At 58.0% G+C, this 16,626-nt stretch carries 14 protein-coding genes; 4 read left to right on the forward strand and 10 right to left on the reverse strand.

Features of this window, described 5'->3' with window-relative positions; all coding sequences use genetic code 11:
• Positions 1–11: 11 nt before the first annotated feature.
• The 7 genes from lptG to QZ766_RS02445 form a co-directional block, all read right to left on the reverse strand.
• Positions 12–1,091 carry an LPS export ABC transporter permease LptG gene (lptG, locus tag QZ766_RS02415; RefSeq protein WP_297196864.1) on the reverse strand — a complete coding sequence of 360 codons (1,080 nt, stop codon included), beginning with the start codon at positions 1,089–1,091 and terminating at the stop codon, positions 12–14.
• Positions 1,088–2,158, reverse strand: a complete 1,071-nt coding sequence (gene lptF, locus QZ766_RS02420) for an LPS export ABC transporter permease LptF (protein WP_297196866.1) — start codon at positions 2,156–2,158, stop codon at positions 1,088–1,090. Before lptF ends, lptG begins: the two co-directional genes overlap by 4 nt.
• A 48-nt stretch (positions 2,159–2,206) precedes the next feature.
• On the reverse strand, positions 2,207–2,782 hold the full coding sequence (locus QZ766_RS02425; protein WP_297196868.1) for a YtfJ family protein: 576 nt from the start codon (positions 2,780–2,782) through the stop codon (positions 2,207–2,209).
• Positions 2,783–2,919: 137 nt separating this feature from the next.
• Complete coding sequence (locus QZ766_RS02430) at positions 2,920–3,750, reverse strand: hypothetical protein (protein ID WP_297196870.1); 831 nt, start codon at positions 3,748–3,750, stop codon at positions 2,920–2,922.
• On the reverse strand, positions 3,747–5,084 hold the full coding sequence (locus QZ766_RS02435; protein WP_297196873.1) for a lipopolysaccharide biosynthesis protein: 1,338 nt from the start codon (positions 5,082–5,084) through the stop codon (positions 3,747–3,749). The genes QZ766_RS02430 and QZ766_RS02435 overlap by 4 nt, the downstream gene beginning before the upstream one ends.
• Before the next feature lie 364 nt (positions 5,085–5,448).
• Positions 5,449–6,231, reverse strand: coding sequence for a hypothetical protein (locus QZ766_RS02440; RefSeq protein WP_297196875.1), 783 nt, complete (start codon positions 6,229–6,231; stop codon positions 5,449–5,451).
• A gap of 42 nt (positions 6,232–6,273) precedes the next feature.
• Positions 6,274–6,987, reverse strand: a complete 714-nt coding sequence (locus tag QZ766_RS02445; protein ID WP_297196876.1) for a hypothetical protein — start codon at positions 6,985–6,987, stop codon at positions 6,274–6,276.
• 188 nt (positions 6,988–7,175) lie between these two features.
• On the opposite strand from QZ766_RS02445, the gene QZ766_RS02450 reads away from it, so the two are divergent.
• Positions 7,176–7,898, forward strand: coding sequence for a dTMP kinase (locus tag QZ766_RS02450; RefSeq protein WP_297196879.1), 723 nt, complete (start codon positions 7,176–7,178; stop codon positions 7,896–7,898).
• Between the two features lie 60 nt (positions 7,899–7,958).
• Here QZ766_RS02450 and rsmJ read toward each other — a convergent pair whose 3' ends face one another.
• From rsmJ to QZ766_RS02465, 3 genes are all read right to left on the reverse strand, one after another.
• Positions 7,959–8,711, reverse strand: a complete 753-nt coding sequence (gene rsmJ / locus QZ766_RS02455; protein WP_297196881.1) for a 16S rRNA (guanine(1516)-N(2))-methyltransferase RsmJ — start codon at positions 8,709–8,711, stop codon at positions 7,959–7,961.
• Between the two features lie 8 nt (positions 8,712–8,719).
• Entirely contained in the window at positions 8,720–10,762 is a 2,043-nt protein-coding gene (gene prlC / locus QZ766_RS02460; RefSeq protein ID WP_297196883.1) for an oligopeptidase A, read from the reverse strand.
• A gap of 162 nt (positions 10,763–10,924) precedes the next feature.
• Complete coding sequence (locus tag QZ766_RS02465) at positions 10,925–12,175, reverse strand: phosphatase PAP2 family protein (RefSeq protein ID WP_297196885.1); 1,251 nt, start codon at positions 12,173–12,175, stop codon at positions 10,925–10,927.
• 169 nt (positions 12,176–12,344) lie between these two features.
• Here QZ766_RS02465 and QZ766_RS02470 point away from each other — a divergent pair, with 169 nt between their 5' ends.
• The 3 genes from QZ766_RS02470 to QZ766_RS02480 all read left to right on the forward strand — a co-directional run bounded on the left by QZ766_RS02470 (position 12,345) and on the right by QZ766_RS02480 (position 16,619).
• Positions 12,345–13,187: a 23S rRNA (adenine(2030)-N(6))-methyltransferase RlmJ gene (locus QZ766_RS02470; RefSeq protein WP_297196887.1), complete on the forward strand. Its 843-nt coding sequence runs from the start codon at positions 12,345–12,347 to the stop codon at positions 13,185–13,187.
• Between the two features lie 72 nt (positions 13,188–13,259).
• The gene (gorA, locus tag QZ766_RS02475) at positions 13,260–14,615 is read left to right on the forward strand and encodes a glutathione-disulfide reductase (RefSeq protein WP_297196889.1); all 1,356 of its coding nucleotides are present in this window, start codon (positions 13,260–13,262) and stop codon (positions 14,613–14,615) included.
• 924 nt (positions 14,616–15,539) lie between these two features.
• Positions 15,540–16,619, forward strand: coding sequence for a glycosyltransferase (locus QZ766_RS02480; RefSeq protein ID WP_297196891.1), 1,080 nt, complete (start codon positions 15,540–15,542; stop codon positions 16,617–16,619).
• The last annotated feature ends 7 nt before the right edge of the window (positions 16,620–16,626 follow it).

The following is a 16,626-nucleotide window of genomic DNA, read 5'->3' on the forward strand; positions in this document are numbered from 1 at the left end:
GAAGCTAGCGTTTAGTGATGCTTGTCGAAGCGGAAAACCAGCCACAGAGCCAGCAGCAGCAGCAGCACCGGCGGCAGCAGCGTCACGAGCTGAACGTTTAGCGCCAGCAGCAGCCCCAGATTCACCACGATCTGGTAGCTGACATAGGTCAACAGGCCGACAATCACGCCGACGGCTAGCCGGCTGCCAACGCCAGGAGAGCGCGGCGCGACAAAAGTAAACGGGATCGCCAGCAGGATCATCGCCAGCATCAGAATCGGCCGTCCGAGCTTTTGCCACAGCGCAATCCGATACTGGATGCTGGGCTGCCCGGTGTCGTTCAGATAGCCGATATAGCGGTTAAGCTGGCGAATGGAAAAGCTGTCGGCGGGCATGGTGAGCTCTTCCAGCGACATGCCGGTAAAAATCGACTGCCACTCCAGCGTATCGACCGTCTCGACTTTCTTCTCGCGATCCAGCCAGTGCTTCTGGTTTACGCCCTGCAGCAGCCACTTGCCGTCTTTCTCCACCGTAGCGCTGCGGGCATAGATATAGCTGTTCAGCGACATATCTGGCGCGTAAGTGAAAATCTCAACGCCCTGAGGCTGCTGTTTTGCATCGAGCTGCCTGACCGTCACGAAGGTATCGCCCTTCCTGGCCCACAGCGCGTTGCTGGGATTGGTATTGTCTTTATCCTTCGCCATCGCGATATTTTTGAGCTGCAGGGCGCGCTGCTGCAGCGGCGAAGCAACCCATTCGTCCAGCGCCCCCAGCGGCACGGAAATCAGCACGCCGGCGACCAGCACCACCAGCCCAATACGGAAAATAGAAAAGCCGACAGTGCGGATGGCGGTCAGCTCCAGATTCTTCGCCAACTGCCCCATGCCGACGATGCCGCCCAGCAGGGCGATAAACGGTGCCAGATCGATCAGGCTGCGCGGGGTTGTCATCACCACCACTTGAACCGCCTGCGTCCAGTGGTAGCCCGCCGGACTCACGTCGTCCAGCTCGTTAATCAGGTTAAAGGTGGTAAACAGCGGGATCAGTAGCGCAGCGGCGGCGGCGAAGCCGAGGAAAATGTTGCGAATAAGATAGCGGCTGAATATGTTCATCGGGAAAACTTCTGCAGTAATGAAAAGTCGCGGGCGATCAGCAGCAATACTCCGATCAACATCAGTAAAGGCACCAGCCACATTCCGGGCACCACCGGAATAGCGCCATTAGCCACCAGCGTGCGGCAGACGTTGCCGCCGTAGAAGATAATCACAAAAAGCACCGTAAGCGGAAGTAGCGTGGCGAAACGCCCCTGGCGCGGCCGGGTGCGGCTCAGCGAGATAGCCATCAGCGCCATCAGTACGGCGCTGACGCCGCGGCTCTGGCGCCACTGCAGCTCGGCTTTATCCGCCGCTTCCGGGGAATGCGACAGCGCCAGCGCGGACTCCGCCTTGCGCTTGATATTCAACCCCTGCAGCATCGGCTTTAAGTGCAGGCTGAGATTCTTGTAGACCTGCTCGTTATCGGCGCTGCCGTTATGATCGAGCGTGTAGGTTGTGCCCGCTTTCAGCATCACCGACGGCGTTTTGGGTGAAGGGTTGGTGACCTGCACCATCTGCGCCCGGTAGAGGCTGGTTTTAACGTCCGATGCGGTGTAGATAAGCGCGTCCGTCAGGCGGCTGGTGCCATCATCGATTTGCGAGGCCAGCACCATGCGGCCATCGTCGTTGACGTTGAACTTGCCCGGAATAAGATGATGAACGTCCAGTTCTGACTGGGACTGCTGCTGCAGCTTATACATTTGTGCGTAGGCCCAGGGTCGCCCGTACATAGACAGCAGCGTCACCAGGATCCCCAGCGGAATGGCCAGCCACAGCACCGCCTTATAGATTTTGGCGGGGCTCGCGCCGGTGGCGAACATCGCCGTCATTTCCGAATCGTTATACAGCTGGCCAAGCGCAATGCCCACCGATACGTACAGCCCGACAGGCAGCAGCATCTCAAGGGCAATCAGCACTTTATAGAAGACCACGCTCATCACGACTTCGAGGGCCAGCGTGCCGTTGGCCGCCTCGGTGAGATAGCGCTGGGCAGAGTAGCTGGCAAAAATGAAGATCAGAAAGCCCACAATAGTCAGAACCAGCTTGTGAGTCTGACCCACGATATAGCGCTCAATCAGAAACATATATTTTAACTATCCCGCAGCATAACAAAGGGTTGTAAGCATAAGGGCTTACGACGCTTTACTCTCTTCACGCAGCATATCACGCACCATATCCAGCACCTGATAGACTTCGTCATCGGTCAGGGCCCCATCTTTCGCCCAGCGCACGCGCCCGGCCTTATCCAGAACCAGGATCGTCGAGCTCTCTTCTTTCAGATGCCACGTCCGCTGACCGATGCCCTGATTGTCGACGATAAACTGGGACCATGCGTAGCGCCGCTTGTTCTTCTCAAGCTTGCCGCGGACAAAAAAACCGGAGCCCGGGATCGCATCGTCCGTATTGACCATCGTGGTCGGCTGAAAGCGGTCTTCAGGGAAGTCCGCGGCCTTAACGGCTTTGATCAGAAACGAGTTTTTCTTTTTGGCCGAGGTGCGGCCGGCGATGTACTGCACAATGCGGATTTTCCCGGCAAACTGCGCGCTTTTCCACGGCCGGTAGCTGAAAGAACCGTCGTCATTGAGCAGCATCTCGCCGCTGTCGCTAATGGCAACAGGTGGCACGGGCTGGCCAATGACAAAGTTATGCGCCGACGCCATCAGGGGAGAGAGGCACAGCGCCAGCAGCAGTGATTTCAGAAGCTTCATGTTGTTTCCTTTCAGGTAATCAACCCTGTTCACTATAACGATAGACCAAGGGGAAACAGCGATACGAAAATGGCGGGGTTGCGGAAGCCGGCAGCGCAGGCGGCAGGCGCGGCATCCACCGCGACCGCCGCTGTGCTTTACAGCGGATAGCGCTCGAGCAGCAGCTCAAGACGCGCGCGCAGATCCGGGTCCAGCGGCGCAGTAGCGCTGTAGGGCTTCGCGCCGCTCAGATCGTCAGCAACCAGCTCGTCGTGCTTGTCGCCCATGATGCCGTTGATAGCCGCCATAAAGCGGGAGATCTGCAGCGCCTGCTCGTCGCCGGGATTAATCGAGCGCAGCGTGTCGTAGAAAGAGACCTGCTGGCTGATAATTTTGCGCACGTCGTGGAACTCGCGCCCGGTCAGCTCCGGTTTACTCATCATCTGCTTCAGTGCGCGCATTTGCTGCTGGCGATAGGCCATAAACTCGTCCGCCCCGGCCAGTCGAATGTGGCGCAGCGAGTAACGTACCATCATCCAGAACGGCATGCTTAAATGCATGCGCAACAGCTTGCCGTAGTGGGCCACGCCTTCTTTATTCCGGTTGCGAAACGCGTCCTGAAAGCGGCCAAGATAAACTGTCACTTTGCCAAACAGATAGCGGCCTTCGTGATTGTGGCTGTACAGGCGCAGGGCAAAGCGCAGGTGCTTGTAGCGCGAGCGGATGTATTTAAACTGCTGGCGCTCCTGCTTCGATAAATCACCGTTCCTGAGCTGCTTGAGCACCAGGCGCAGCATCTCCGTGCGGGTAAATCCGTCTTCCCAGTGCTGCAGGCACAGCGCGTAATTGTCGCGGATCTGCTGTTCTGAGCAGCGTAGATCAATTACTGGCGGCAGGCTGACGTTCGCGTCGATTACGTCATCTTCGTCAATGGCGTTAAAAAGACGCTGCTCGGCTTCTGCCGAAAAGTGAGTCCATTTTTGGGTCATGAGTTACTCTCGCTGGAGCCTTTAAACGTTAATCTTTCGCGGCGGAAATAGGCCTGAATCGTCGGGAAAAAGGACGTTAGCACATCCAGGAACTGGCCGCCAAAATAGGCCCACGCGGCGCCAATTACGCCGAAGAAATGCGACAGTACCACCAGCAGAATAATGTACGACACCGAGGCCACGGTTTGCATCACGAGGAAAATACGCTGTTTCCCCGCCATAAACAGCAGCGACTCCTGCGGGAAGCCGATCATCGAAATCACAATCGCGCCGAGCATCACCTGAATCAGGTCGTAAGCCTCAAGGTATTTGTGGCCGAACACCACCGAAATAAGCGGTTTACCAATCAGCAGAACCGCAGCAGCCACGACTATACCGAGGCCGCCGGCGAGAGCTGCCGACTTGATCGCCAGCTTCCACGGTTTTTTGGTGCGCGGATCCATACGCATGATTTCCGGGTAAAAGCTTTTTTCAAGCAGGCCCGCCGGAGTACCGGCTGCGTCAAAGAAGGTCATGGCGATTTTAAACAGGCCCGCTGCCGCCGGCCCGAGCACGATCCCCACCAGCACGGTGGTACAGGAGTTACGCGCTGCCCAGATGGAGTGGGCAAAGTTAGTGGTCCAGACGAAGTTCCAGGCGTCTTCCAGCTTGCGTCCCGCTTTCAAAATGCTCGGGCGCAGGGCGTTGTGGATATTCAGACGGCGCAGCTCTTTAGCGGCGAACCACCAGTACATGGTCCCGCCGACCAGGTTTGAGAGGTACCAGGCGACCACAAAGCCGGCAAAGCCTAAATCGAAATACCAGGCAATGACGCTGCCCAGCGCCCGCAGGAAAGGCTTGGTTGCCTGCTGAATGGCAATAAGATCGAAGCGGTCAACGGCGCGCAGGATGCCGGTCGGTGTCGAGGCCGCCATCGACGGGATCAGGGTGCAGTAAAGCATGGCCAGCCAGAAATCGTCGGACGTCAGCCCCATCGAATGGGAGAGGAACGGCAGCAGGATCATGCCCCCGGCAACGGCGACCGCGCCGCTAACAATATCAAGGCCGAAGGAGAGCGAAATAACGTCGCGAAAGCGCTGGATGTTTTTACTGTGCAGCGCCGGCGTACCGTACTGCACCACCAGCTGCCAGGTCTGAAACTTAATGAAGTCGCTAATGGCTTTTGCGTAGGATTGCACCACCACCAGCACCCCGAACATCTCCGGCGTCATGCCCTTACCGGCGCAGGAGAGCGCAATCAGGCCCAGCAGGGCGCTCACCACGTTGCTGGAGCCCAGATAAGCGGTGTTGCGGATAATGGTGCGGAACGCACCGTCAGAGAACCAACTTTTCATGCTAAAAACCAGTAGACCAGGTTATCGATCGCTCAGCGGAGATTACTCCCCCGGCATATACATCAGACTCGTCAATATTAATGGTCTGAGTTTTGAGGCGCTTCTGTTCACCGTAGATTAAAGCTAAAACGGATGCACTTTATTGATGAGGGTGCCCGGATGCGATATGCGCCCCGGGCAGGCAGAAGGCGGGCTCAGGATAAACTAAAAGCACGCTAATCTATACCCTAAATAATTCGGGTTGCTTGCAGGCGGCAAGAGAGAGAATCCCCGGGAGCTTACTGGAGTAAGTGACCGGGGTGAGCTCACGCAGCCAACGCACAAGCAGCTTGAAGTATGACGGGGATAAAGACGATAAGGCATCTTAAGCCTCTTGCCCTGCCCGCTGCGCTTCCGGCAGCGGCCCGTTACGATGCGACGATGCAGCGACCGCAGAGACCACCTCCAGCGCTTTTTCCAGCACCTCGGCGTAGGGCATTCTGGAATCCAGCTCGTAAATGCGGGTCCCGCTGTACTGGATCTGCGACATGATGCCGATTTTATCGCGCAGCTCTTCATAGTCGTGGTCCGGCTTGCGGGAAAACGCGGTTTCCACGTCGATATCGAGGCGGATCAGCAGCTCCGGGCGATACTTTTTCATCTCGCGCTGGTAGAGACGCTGCTCGCGCGCCGCCAGCCAGCGTTTCAGCCTGCCGGTCACGCGCTCGACGCCGATGCCGGGGCCGTCGTAGTAAAAACCGGTAATCTCCGACTGCGGGAAGCGATCGCTAATTACCAACACGCCGCTGTCTGCCAGCTGCTTCACCTTGTGCAGGTTCGACATGCGCCACAGTGAGAAGCCGTACATGATAAGCGCCGCCCACAGCGCGGGGCCTTTGGAGCTCATGCTCTGCGCTTTGGAGGTTTTCTTCGCCAGCCGGCGCTCCAGCCAGACACCGATGATCGGCCAGCGCTTGATTTTATCGCCGGTTTCGCCGGAAACGAGCCCCAGGTAGCGGCGCTCGGTAGCCCAGCGCGCGTTAAGGTGCTTCACCAGATCTGCGGTCAGGGTGGATTTACCGGTGCCGTCACAGCCGACAACCGCCACGAGGCCGGGAATATAAGGCAGGGAGGGATCGTGCTGAGTATTCAGTTTATCTGTTTGCATTTACTTTCGTCTTACCAGGCAATCACGCGTCGTGATGCGGAGTTATACCAGAGCGGCCCGGATCGCGCGCAGCGATTCATCAACGACCTGTTCTGCAGGATCGCGACCGTCAAGATCGAGGATATTGGCGCCGTTGAAGTGCAGGCCGGGGATCACCGCCACTTTTTCACGCAGCGCCGACAGCTTGTGGTCGGGCTTGCGCGCGTGGGCCGTTTCCGCGTCGATGTTCAGGCGGATAAGCAGCGCGGGCGGATACGAGGCCATCCAGTCATACAGCGCTGCTTCACGCTTTCTGAGCATCTGCACCCAGCCGCTGCCGCCGTTGGTTTTGGCCAGCTGCGGGCCGTCAAAGCGGAATCCCGCCACTTCGGCCTGTGGCCAGCGATCGGTGATCAGCAGCTTACCCTGCGCGCTGCGCCGCAGCATGCGGCGAAACTTCCAGGTTCGCCAGCAGGAGAGCAGGTAAATAACCAGCGCGGTGACCGCGCCCGGCGGCGTGGAGGGCTTCTCGTTAACGTTATCGGCTTTTTTGCGCAGATAGCGGCCAAAGGGCGCGCCGATAATCGGCAGTTCGCTAATCCATTCGCCAATGCGGCCTGACGACTGCCCGAGATAGATCATCTCAACCGGATATTCCGGGGACAGGCGATTAAACAGATTGGTTGTCAGGGTTGATTTCCCCGAGCCGTCACAACCTGTTATGGCGATCACCCGCACTGGCGGATGACTGGTTCCTGGATTAATCTGTCGACTCACGAAAAAACCTGCTTTGAAAAATTTGCTGTATATTAATTGATTCTGAGTTCAGAATATTTGCGCCGCGTGCCGTGGCCCCTTTATTTCAGGCTAGGTTATACACCTTATTGCCATTTAATGCGCGCTGCCTTGAGGATATCTGAATAAGGGAGTATTTTCTTACAATATTTTATGATGTGAGTATTTTTATGCCTTCTAAACTCCCACCACTTATCGCGGTAATTGGTAGCGATGGTTCTGGAAAATCAACGGTCTGCGAAAATCTCCTCCCCTACGTAGAAAAATATGGCCCGGTTGCGCAGGTGCATCTGGGTAAACAGGCGGGCAACGTTGGCCGCGCCATCAGCAACCTTCCTCTGATGGGGAAGAAGGTTGGAAAATCCATTGAAAAGCACAAGGTCAAAACGGCAAAAGAGCTGCCGGGCCTCGGCCCTGCCCTTGTCGTGATGTTCTTTGTCCTGCGCCGCCTGCTGCGCTTTCGCCATATGCTCTCCTGCCGTCGCCAGGGCAATATCATCCTGACCGACCGCTATCCGCAGGAGCAGATCCCAGGCGCCTATGACGGCACCGTTTTCCCGCGCGACGTGCCGGGCAACGCGCTGGTTTCCTGGATGCGCAAGCAGGAGCAGAAAGCCTTCCACTGGATGGCAAGCGTTAAGCCGGACCTGGTGATCAAGCTGAATGTCGATCTCGACGTGGCCTGCGCCCGCAAGCCGGACCACCGCCGCGAAGCGCTGGAGAAGAAAATCGCCATCACGCCGCAGCTGACCTTTAACGGCGCGCATATCGTCAATATTGATGCCAACCAGCCGCTGAAAGACGTGATTGCCGACGCGGAAAAAGCGGTCGCTGATTACATGGCGTCTGCAGGCTACGGTTACGCCGGACAGGCGCAGCCTCAGGCCAGCTAAGCTATTCGTTGTGCATAAAAAACCCGATGCGGCGTATAGCCCCATCGGGTTTTCTTTTATCTACTCCGCGGTACCTGAATAGATGTCAAAGCGGTGCCCTTTGGTGATCACCGCGTTAGGCGTTTCAAGGCCCGCCAGCGGCGGCGCGTAGTCCGGGCGCTTCACTACCACCCGCTTGGTGGCAAGAAGCCTGGCGGGGGCCAGCAGGCCGTCGGCGTCCAGATCCGGGCCCACCAGCGACTGAAAGACCCGCATCTCTTTTTTCACCAGCGCACTTTTCTGCCGGTGGGGAAACATTGGGTCGAGATAAACCACCTGCGGGCGCGGCGCGATCTCCGCCAGCGAGTTCAGGCTGGAGGCGTGGATTAGCGTCAGGCGCTCCCGCAGCCAGCCGCCGATCTCCGCATCGGCGTAGCCGCGACGCAGGCCGTCGTCCAGCAGCGCGGCAACCACCGGATTGCGTTCAAGCATCCGCACCCGGCAGCCGACGGACGCCAGCACAAACGCATCCCGCCCGAGCCCCGCGGTAGCGTCCACCACGTCCGGCAGGTAGTCGCCTTTGATGCCGACCGCTTTCGCCACTGCTTCGCCGCGGCCGCCGCCAAATTTGCGCCGGTGTGCCATCGCGCCGCCAGCGAAATCCACGCTGATGCCGCCGAGCTTCGGCTCGTCGCGCTTGCGCAGCTCCAGACGTTCGGCGGTGAGCACCAGCGCCATCAGATTGTCCGCATCGTGTTCCAGCTGCCAGCGGGCCGCCAGAACAGATAAGGCGCCGTCTCCGGCGCCTGATTCATCTACTAAACAGATTTTCACCAGCGGGATCAGCCCTTAATGCCGTAGTGCTCAAGCATCGCGTCCAGCTGCGGCTCGCGGCCGCGGAAGCGTTTGAACAGAGTCATCGGCTCTTCGGAACCGCCGCGGCTGAGGATGTTATCGAGGAACGATTTACCGGTTTCGCGGTTAAAGATCCCCTCCTCCTCGAAGCGGGAGTAGGCGTCCGCCGCCAGCACATCGGCCCACAGGTAGCTGTAGTAGCCCGCCGCGTAGCCGCCGGCGAAAATGTGGCTGAAGGCGTGCGGGAAGCGGCCCCAGCTCGGGCCCGGCACCACGGCAACCTGCTTTTTGATCTCGGCCAACGTGTCGAGGATCTTCGCGCCCTGCTCCGGGCTGAACTCGGCGTGCAAGCGGAAATCGAACAGGCCAAACTCCAACTGGCGCAGGATAAACATCGCCGCCTGGTAATTTTTCGCCGCCAGCATTTTATCCAGCAGCGCTTTCGGCAGCGGCTCGCCGGTTTCATAGTGGCCGGAGATAAACGCCAGCGCTTCCGGCTCCCAGCACCAGTTTTCCATAAACTGGCTCGGCAGCTCGACCGCATCCCACGGCACGCCGCTAATGCCGGATACGCCGGCAGTTTCGATGCGGGTCAGCATATGGTGCAGGCCGTGGCCGAACTCGTGGAACAGGGTAATCACTTCGTCGTGGGTAAACAGCGCGGGCTTGCCGCTGACCGGGCGGTTAAAGTTGCAGGTCAGGTAGGCCACCGGCTTTTGCAGCGAGCCGTCGGCTTTGCGCATCTGGCCGACGCAGTCGTCCATCCACGCCCCGCCGCGCTTGTGCTCGCGGGCGTACAGATCGAGATAGAAGCTGCCGCGCAGTTCATTTTTCTCGTCATACAGCTCGAAGAAGCGCACGTCCGGATTCCAGACGTTAATATCGGTGCGTTCTTTAGCAGTAATACCGTAAATGCGCTTAACCACCTCAAACAGGCCGTTAACGGCTTTGTTTTCCGGGAAATAAGGGCGCAGCTGCTCATCGCTGATGCTGTAAAGGTGCTGCTTCTGCTTCTCGCTGTAGTAGGCGATATCCCAGGGCTGCAGCTCGTCAACGCCGAACTCGGATTTCGCGTAGGCGCGCAGCTGGGCCAGCTCTTTCTCACCCTGCGGGCGGGCGCGCTTCGCCAGATCGGTCAGGAAGTCGAGCACCTGCTGCGGGTTTTCCGCCATTTTGGTGGCCAGTGATTTAAAGGCATAGCTTTCAAAGCCCAGCAGCTGCGCCAGCTCGTGGCGCAGGGCCAGAATTTCCGCCATCACCGGGCTGTTGTCCCACTTGCCGGCGTTCGGCCCCTGATCGGAGGCGCGGGTCACGTAGGCGCGATACATCTCTTCGCGCAGCGCCTGGTTGTCGCAATAGGTCATCACCGGCAGATAGCTCGGGATATCCAGCGTCAGCAGATAGCCTTCCTGCTCTTTGGCCTGCGCCTGGGCTTTTGCCGCGGCCAGCGCGCTTTCCGGCATCCCCGCCAGCTCGGCTTCATCGGTAATCAGCTTCGACCAGCCCATCGTCGCATCGAGCACGTTGTTGCTGTACTGGTTGCCCAGCTCGGAGAGGCGTGCGGCGATTTCGCCATAGCGCTTCTGTTTCTCTTTCGGCAGGCCGATGCCGGACAGTTCGAAATCGCGCAGGGCGTTATCCACCGCTTTCTGCTGCGCGGTGTTCAGACTGGCGTAGCTGCTGCCGTCGCGCAGATCGCGGTAGGCCTGATACAGCCCTTCATGCTGCCCGACCCAGGTGCTGTACTCCGACAGCAGCGGCAGGGTCTGCTCGTAGGCTTCGCGCAGCTCGGGGCTGTTTTTCACGGAATTAAGGTGGCTCACCGGGGAGAAAATGCGGCCCAGCGCGTCGTCCACTTCCGCCAGCGGCTGGCAAAGGTTCTCCCAGCTGTAGGGCGCACCCTGCGCCACCGCGCGCTCTACCGCCGCCCGGCAGTCGTCCAGCGCTTTAGTCACGGCAGGCACCACGTGCTCCGGCTGAATTCTGGAAAACGGCGGCAGGTTAAATGAGGTCAATAATGGATTAGTCATCAGCGCGGTCCTTTGAAAAGTGAATGTCGAAGCGCACGCTCCGGCGCATTAGGCGATAGGAGCAAGAATGGGGATAAGTGTAGAGGATTTCAATAGCGCCGGGCGGGGAAAGGCATCTTGCGACAAGCTTTATGGGGCCCGGCATTCACCGGGCCCGGGGGGCTAAAGCCGTGCGGCGGCCTGCTGCGCCGCCACCAGGTTCAGGCGCTGCCAGAACTGCTGCTCGGGCGTGCTGCCGGAAAGCGGATAGCCCGCCGGCAGCGCGGTGCTGACCATCAGCGCCCGCCGCTGGGCGGCAGAAAGTTTGGGAAGCGCGCTCTCCAGCAGCACTTCGGCACCCGGCGGTACCTCCACCTTATCGCTGCCCGCCCCCGGCTGAGCCGGGAATCCGTAGGTCATGGTGAAGCCGTAGAACTGTGTCATCGCCGGGCTGCTGTAGGGATCGTCGCTGCCCTGCGGCTGCGCGCACTGCGCCAGCGATGTGCCGCACTCCTTCTCCAGCGCGGCGCGCAGCTGGTCCCGGGCCTGGCTGAACAGCAGCCGGTACTTCGCGTCATTGAGATAGGCCGCCACGTTACTCTGGGCCACCATCCGCGATCCCATCACGTCCAGCGGATAGTGTACCCCGAGCACCAGCCGCGAATAGCCGTAGCGCGCGCCGCGGATCACCAGCGCGTCGTAGCGCTCCGGGATCATCTGCGCCAGCAGCAGCGCGTCGGTGACGCCGGTGTTGGTGTGTCCGCTGGGGAACGAGCCGCCGTCGGCGGTGTAGGGCTGATTATCTTTTACCACCACGTCATCGGGCACCAGGTGAATGGTGTTGTCCGGGGTCAGGAAGGGACGATCGTAGTGGAAGTGCTTTTTCGCCGCGCTGGTGCTCACTTCGCTGGCCTTGATCAGCGCCGCCGCCTTGCTCAGTTCGCCTTTGTCGTAGGCGGTAATAAACGCCTTGCCGAGCCGCGGCCCGAGCGCGTCGCTGAGGAAGTAGAGGAAATCAATGCCTTCGGCGTCAGCCAGCGCCTGGTGCCGCATCGCGGCTGGCGCATCGCGGTTAATGTCGGTAACCGTCTCCAGGTTTTGCGCCAGCACCGCTGGCGAAAGCGAGCTAAAGCCGGACAGCAGCGCAATTCCCGCCTGCTGACGCGCTTTTTTAGCAAAATCGTAGTCGCTGGCCTTCAGCCACTCTTTGTCGGCCTGGCGGGCAGATTGCCGGGCATCTTCAAGCCTGTCGCGGCTCAGAACGCCGTCCGCGCCCTGAAGCTGCTGGCGCAGCGCCCGCAGGGAATCGGCTTCCAGCGCATCGAATACCGGACTGGCCGCCGCGCGCCCGGCGTCGGGCAGCGCGATTTCCTGGGCCGCCGCCGACAGCGTAAAGGTCACGGCCAGCGCCAGCAGAGAGAAACGTTTCATCATTTATTATTCCTGTATTCAACGGATTACCAACATAACGGCAACGCTAGCGCACGCGCTTGACAGTAAGATGACAGCCCGCTGCAGCGCGAAGCGCGGCGCATCGGGCGGTAATCCGGGCCAAACTGCGGTAAACTGTCGGGAATGTTAATTATTTCGGAACTCCCGCTTCATGCTTAGCTATCGCCACAGCTTTCACGCCGGCAATCACGCCGACGTCCTTAAACATACCGTCCAGAGCCTGATCATTGAGTCAATGAAAGAGAAAGATAAGCCGTTTCTCTATCTCGACACCCACGCGGGCGCCGGACGCTATCAGCTGAGCGGCGAGCACGCGGAGCGCACCGGCGAGTATCTTGAAGGTATTGCCCGCCTCTGGCAGCAGGAAGACCTGCCCGCCGAGCTGGCCCCCTATATCAGCGTGATTAAGCATTTCAACCGCAGCGGCCAGCTGCGCTACTATCCGGGCTCACCGCTTATCGCCCGCCAGCTGCTGCGCGAGCAGGACAGCATTCATCTTACCGAGCTGCACCCGAGCGACTTCCCGCTGCTGCGCTCAGAGTTTCAGAAAGACGAGCGCGCCCGCGTCGAAAAGCGTGACGGCTACCAGCAGCTGAAAGCCAAACTGCCGCCGGTTTCGCGCCGCGGGCTTATTCTCATCGACCCGCCGTATGAAATGAAAACAGACTATCAGGCGGTGGTGGCCGGCATCAGCGAAGGCTACAAGCGTTTTGCCACCGGCACCTATGCCCTGTGGTATCCGGTGGTGCTGCGCGCGCAGATCAAGCGGATGATCAAAGAGCTGGAAGCCACCGGCATTCGCCGCATTCTGCAGATTGAGCTGGGCGTGCTGCCGGATAGCGATCGCCGGGGCATGACCGCCTCGGGGATGATCGTCATTAACCCGCCGTGGAAGCTGGAACAGCAGATGAACGCGGTTCTGCCGTGGCTGCACCGCACGCTGGTGCCCTCCGGCACCGGGCACGCCACCGTGAGCTGGATAGTGCCGGAGTAATTGCAGGCATCGGTGGAATCTATTCCTGCCGGGTATACTATTACGGCATTAAACGATTAAGGAATCAGTGATATGAGCAAGCATTACGACTACATCGCCATCGGCGGCGGCAGCGGCGGCATCGCCTCCATCAATCGTGCGGCCATGTACGGTCAGAAGTGCGCCCTGATCGAAGCCAAAGAGCTGGGCGGTACCTGCGTCAACGTCGGCTGCGTGCCGAAAAAAGTGATGTGGCATGCGGCTCAAATCCGTGAGGCCATCGAGCTGTACGGCCCGGACTACGGTTTTGATACTACCCTGAATCGTTTTGACTGGGACAAGCTGGTTGCCAGCCGCAGCGCCTACATCGACCGCATTCACACGTCGTACGATAACGTGCTGGGTAAAAATAAAGTCGACGTGATCAAAGGCTTCGCCCGCTTTGTGGATGCGCACACCGTTGAGGTCAACGGCGAAACCCTGACGGCGGATCATATTCTGATCGCCACCGGCGGCCGCCCGGTGCATCCGTCGATCCCGGGCGCTGAATACGGCATCGACTCGGACGGCTTCTTCGAGCTGCCTGCCCTGCCAAAGCGCGTGGCAATTGTCGGCGCGGGCTACATTGCGGTGGAGCTGGCAGGCGTGATTAACGGACTCGGTGCCGAAGCGCACCTGTTCGTGCGCAAGCACGCCCCGCTGCGCAGCTTCGATCCGCTGATTGTCGAGACGCTGGTTGAAGTGATGGAAAGCGAAGGCCCGACGCTGCACACCAATGCCACGCCGGCGTCGGTAGTGAAAAATGCCGACGGCAGCCTGACGCTTACCCTGGAAGATGGCCGCAGTCAGACTATTGACTGCCTGATCTGGGCTATTGGCCGCGAGCCGTCCACCGACAACATCAACCTTGCCGCCGCCGGGGTAAAAACCAGCGACAGCGGACACATCGTAGTGGACAAGTTCCAGAACACCAGCGTGCCGGGCATCTACGCCGTGGGCGATAACATTACCGGCGCGGTTGAATTAACGCCGGTTGCGGTTGCCGCAGGCCGCCGTCTCTCCGAGCGCCTGTTTAACAACAAGCCGGACGAGCATCTGGATTACAGCAACATCCCGACAGTGGTGTTCAGCCATCCGCCTATCGGCACCGTCGGCCTGAGCGAGCCCGCCGCCCGCGAGCAGTACGGCGACGACGCGGTAAAAGTGTATAAGTCTTCATTCACTGCCATGTACACCGCTGTCACCGCCCACCGCCAGCCGTGCCGCATGAAGCTGGTGTGCGTCGGGCCGGAAGAGAAAATTGTCGGCATTCACGGTATCGGCTACGGCATGGACGAAATGCTGCAGGGCTTTGCGGTGGCGCTGAAGATGGGCGCGACCAAAAAAGACTTTGATAATACCGTCGCCATTCACCCGACCGGTTCGGAAGAGTTTGTGACGATGCGGTAACTGTCGCGGGAAGTGAAATTTACCGTTTTAGTGATAAAAAACTGGCCCTGAAAAGCCAGTTTTTTGCTTTTTGTCTCAAGCGTGATTAGCGGGCAGGCGCGGCAATAAAGCGACTTCTGTGCAATTCCCCTAAAAGTACACCACCGTATCCTGGCGAAAAAAGTATGGTCCTCTTGCGCCAGCGCTGAATTGCGCTCAATAACGGGTGTAGTTAACTACAGCCTCAATATCGATCAATGTTACAGCGACAATACATTTATCGCTGTAATGAATACTTCCACATTAAATAACCACTATCTTAATAAGCCATTATTGATCGTCTTTAACTGATACGCACCGCCTGGCCCACCTTTTCCAGAACTGTTTCCATACCGGAATCAATAAAAATATATTCTCCCTCAATAAATGACAGTTTAAAAATACTGGATTTTTGACTTACCTCACTGAAATTTATGTGCAAAATACTGAATCTCATCTACGCGAAGGTTCATCTATCAATTCCGTTCAAAATACTTGTGATATTGCTGCGGTCGATGAGAATTTTGATTGAAATTTTTACGGTAAAAAGATGTAAAACAAAAAATGATGACGCATAATGCCCGGCGCAGCTTTGTAATAACGTTTTTGCAATCTTTATTAATCAGCAGAATACAGATGGCGGCGAGAATAATTTCCACACTAACAAAGTAGTTATATCAGCAGTTCTAAATTTCCTGGCTAAACATAAAACTCTCTCACTTTGCATATTGCCAGGGTGCCACTCGCTACGGCATTGAAATCAGGCCCCGGAGACAAAGGTGCCTGAGGGTAAGCCGGCGCGGAATAAAGTTAAGGCCATAAAAATAGTCATCAGCACGACGCCAGCGTTAATAACTTTTTTGATAGTTAACACTGTCAAACAGATACATTTAATGGGGTTATAAATTGAAGATTCACTATCTTGTCACCAGCCTGGAAAGCGGCGGGGGCATCTTTGTTATTCCGGAAATCGTCAGAACGTTGCAAAGCCTCGGACACGAAGTCTCTATTTATGCCTGCGAACCGCGAGATATGGGTGGCGCAATACGGCTAACAGAAGCAGGATTATCCTACACCGTCCTGTCGAAGAAGCGCCGGCCCCTCAGTGTTATTCTGGCACTCTATCTGATTAAAACCCGGAAGGATCGCCCGGATGTTATCTGGTCCTCATTTAGCTGGGCTACGCGAATTGGCATTCGTGCCAGCCGCCTGCTGCGTATCCCGACCATCGCCTTCAAGCACAGTATGAGTACCCGTAAGGGCCTGTTTAAAGTACGTCAAGAACCGAACCTGTGGGTGGGCGACTCAACGTCTGTCGCCGGGTATCTGCGCAATGAATGGAGCATTCCCGCAGAAAAAGTGCTGGCCTGGCCGCTGTATAAAAGCATTCCGGATTTCCCAACCGCCGCGCGCTGGGACGGGAAAGAGGTTTTGCAGATAGGAAGCGTAGGCCGACTGCACGATGTTAAGAACTATGCCGGCCTCATCGACGCGCTCGCGACCTTTTTAACGGCGCATCCGCAGCTAAAATCGCGCCTGCACTTAACCATCCTCGGCGAAGGCCCGGAGCGGGCTGCGCTTGAGCGTCAAATCTCGAGCCTCGATTTAAACAGCGTGGTATCCCTGCCCGGCTTTTCGGCCGATGTCGGGGGGTTCCTGTCAAAACAGCATGTCTACGTTCAAACCTCCCGCTATGAAGGCCTGTGCCTGTCGGTCCATGAAGCCATGAATGTGGCGCTGCCGGTGATTGCGACGCCGGTCGGCGAAATTAGCGATGCCGTAAAAGAGGGCGAAACGGGTTATATACTGAACGGCGATCTGAATGTTTCTTTGCCCCGCGTCTTAGAGCACGTTTTTAATAACCCGGAGTCTCTTGAGCACTGTGGCGAAAATGGCAGGCGCTACGTTCTCGACAACTTTAGTGATGAACGCTACAGCGACTCTGCTGCGGCTATCTTTGACAGGCTCAACACACTGACGAAATAAGGATCCA

Origin of the sequence: uncultured Pluralibacter sp., from assembly GCF_913775985.1 — a bacterium.
In the GTDB taxonomy this organism is placed as follows: domain Bacteria; phylum Pseudomonadota; class Gammaproteobacteria; order Enterobacterales; family Enterobacteriaceae; genus Pluralibacter.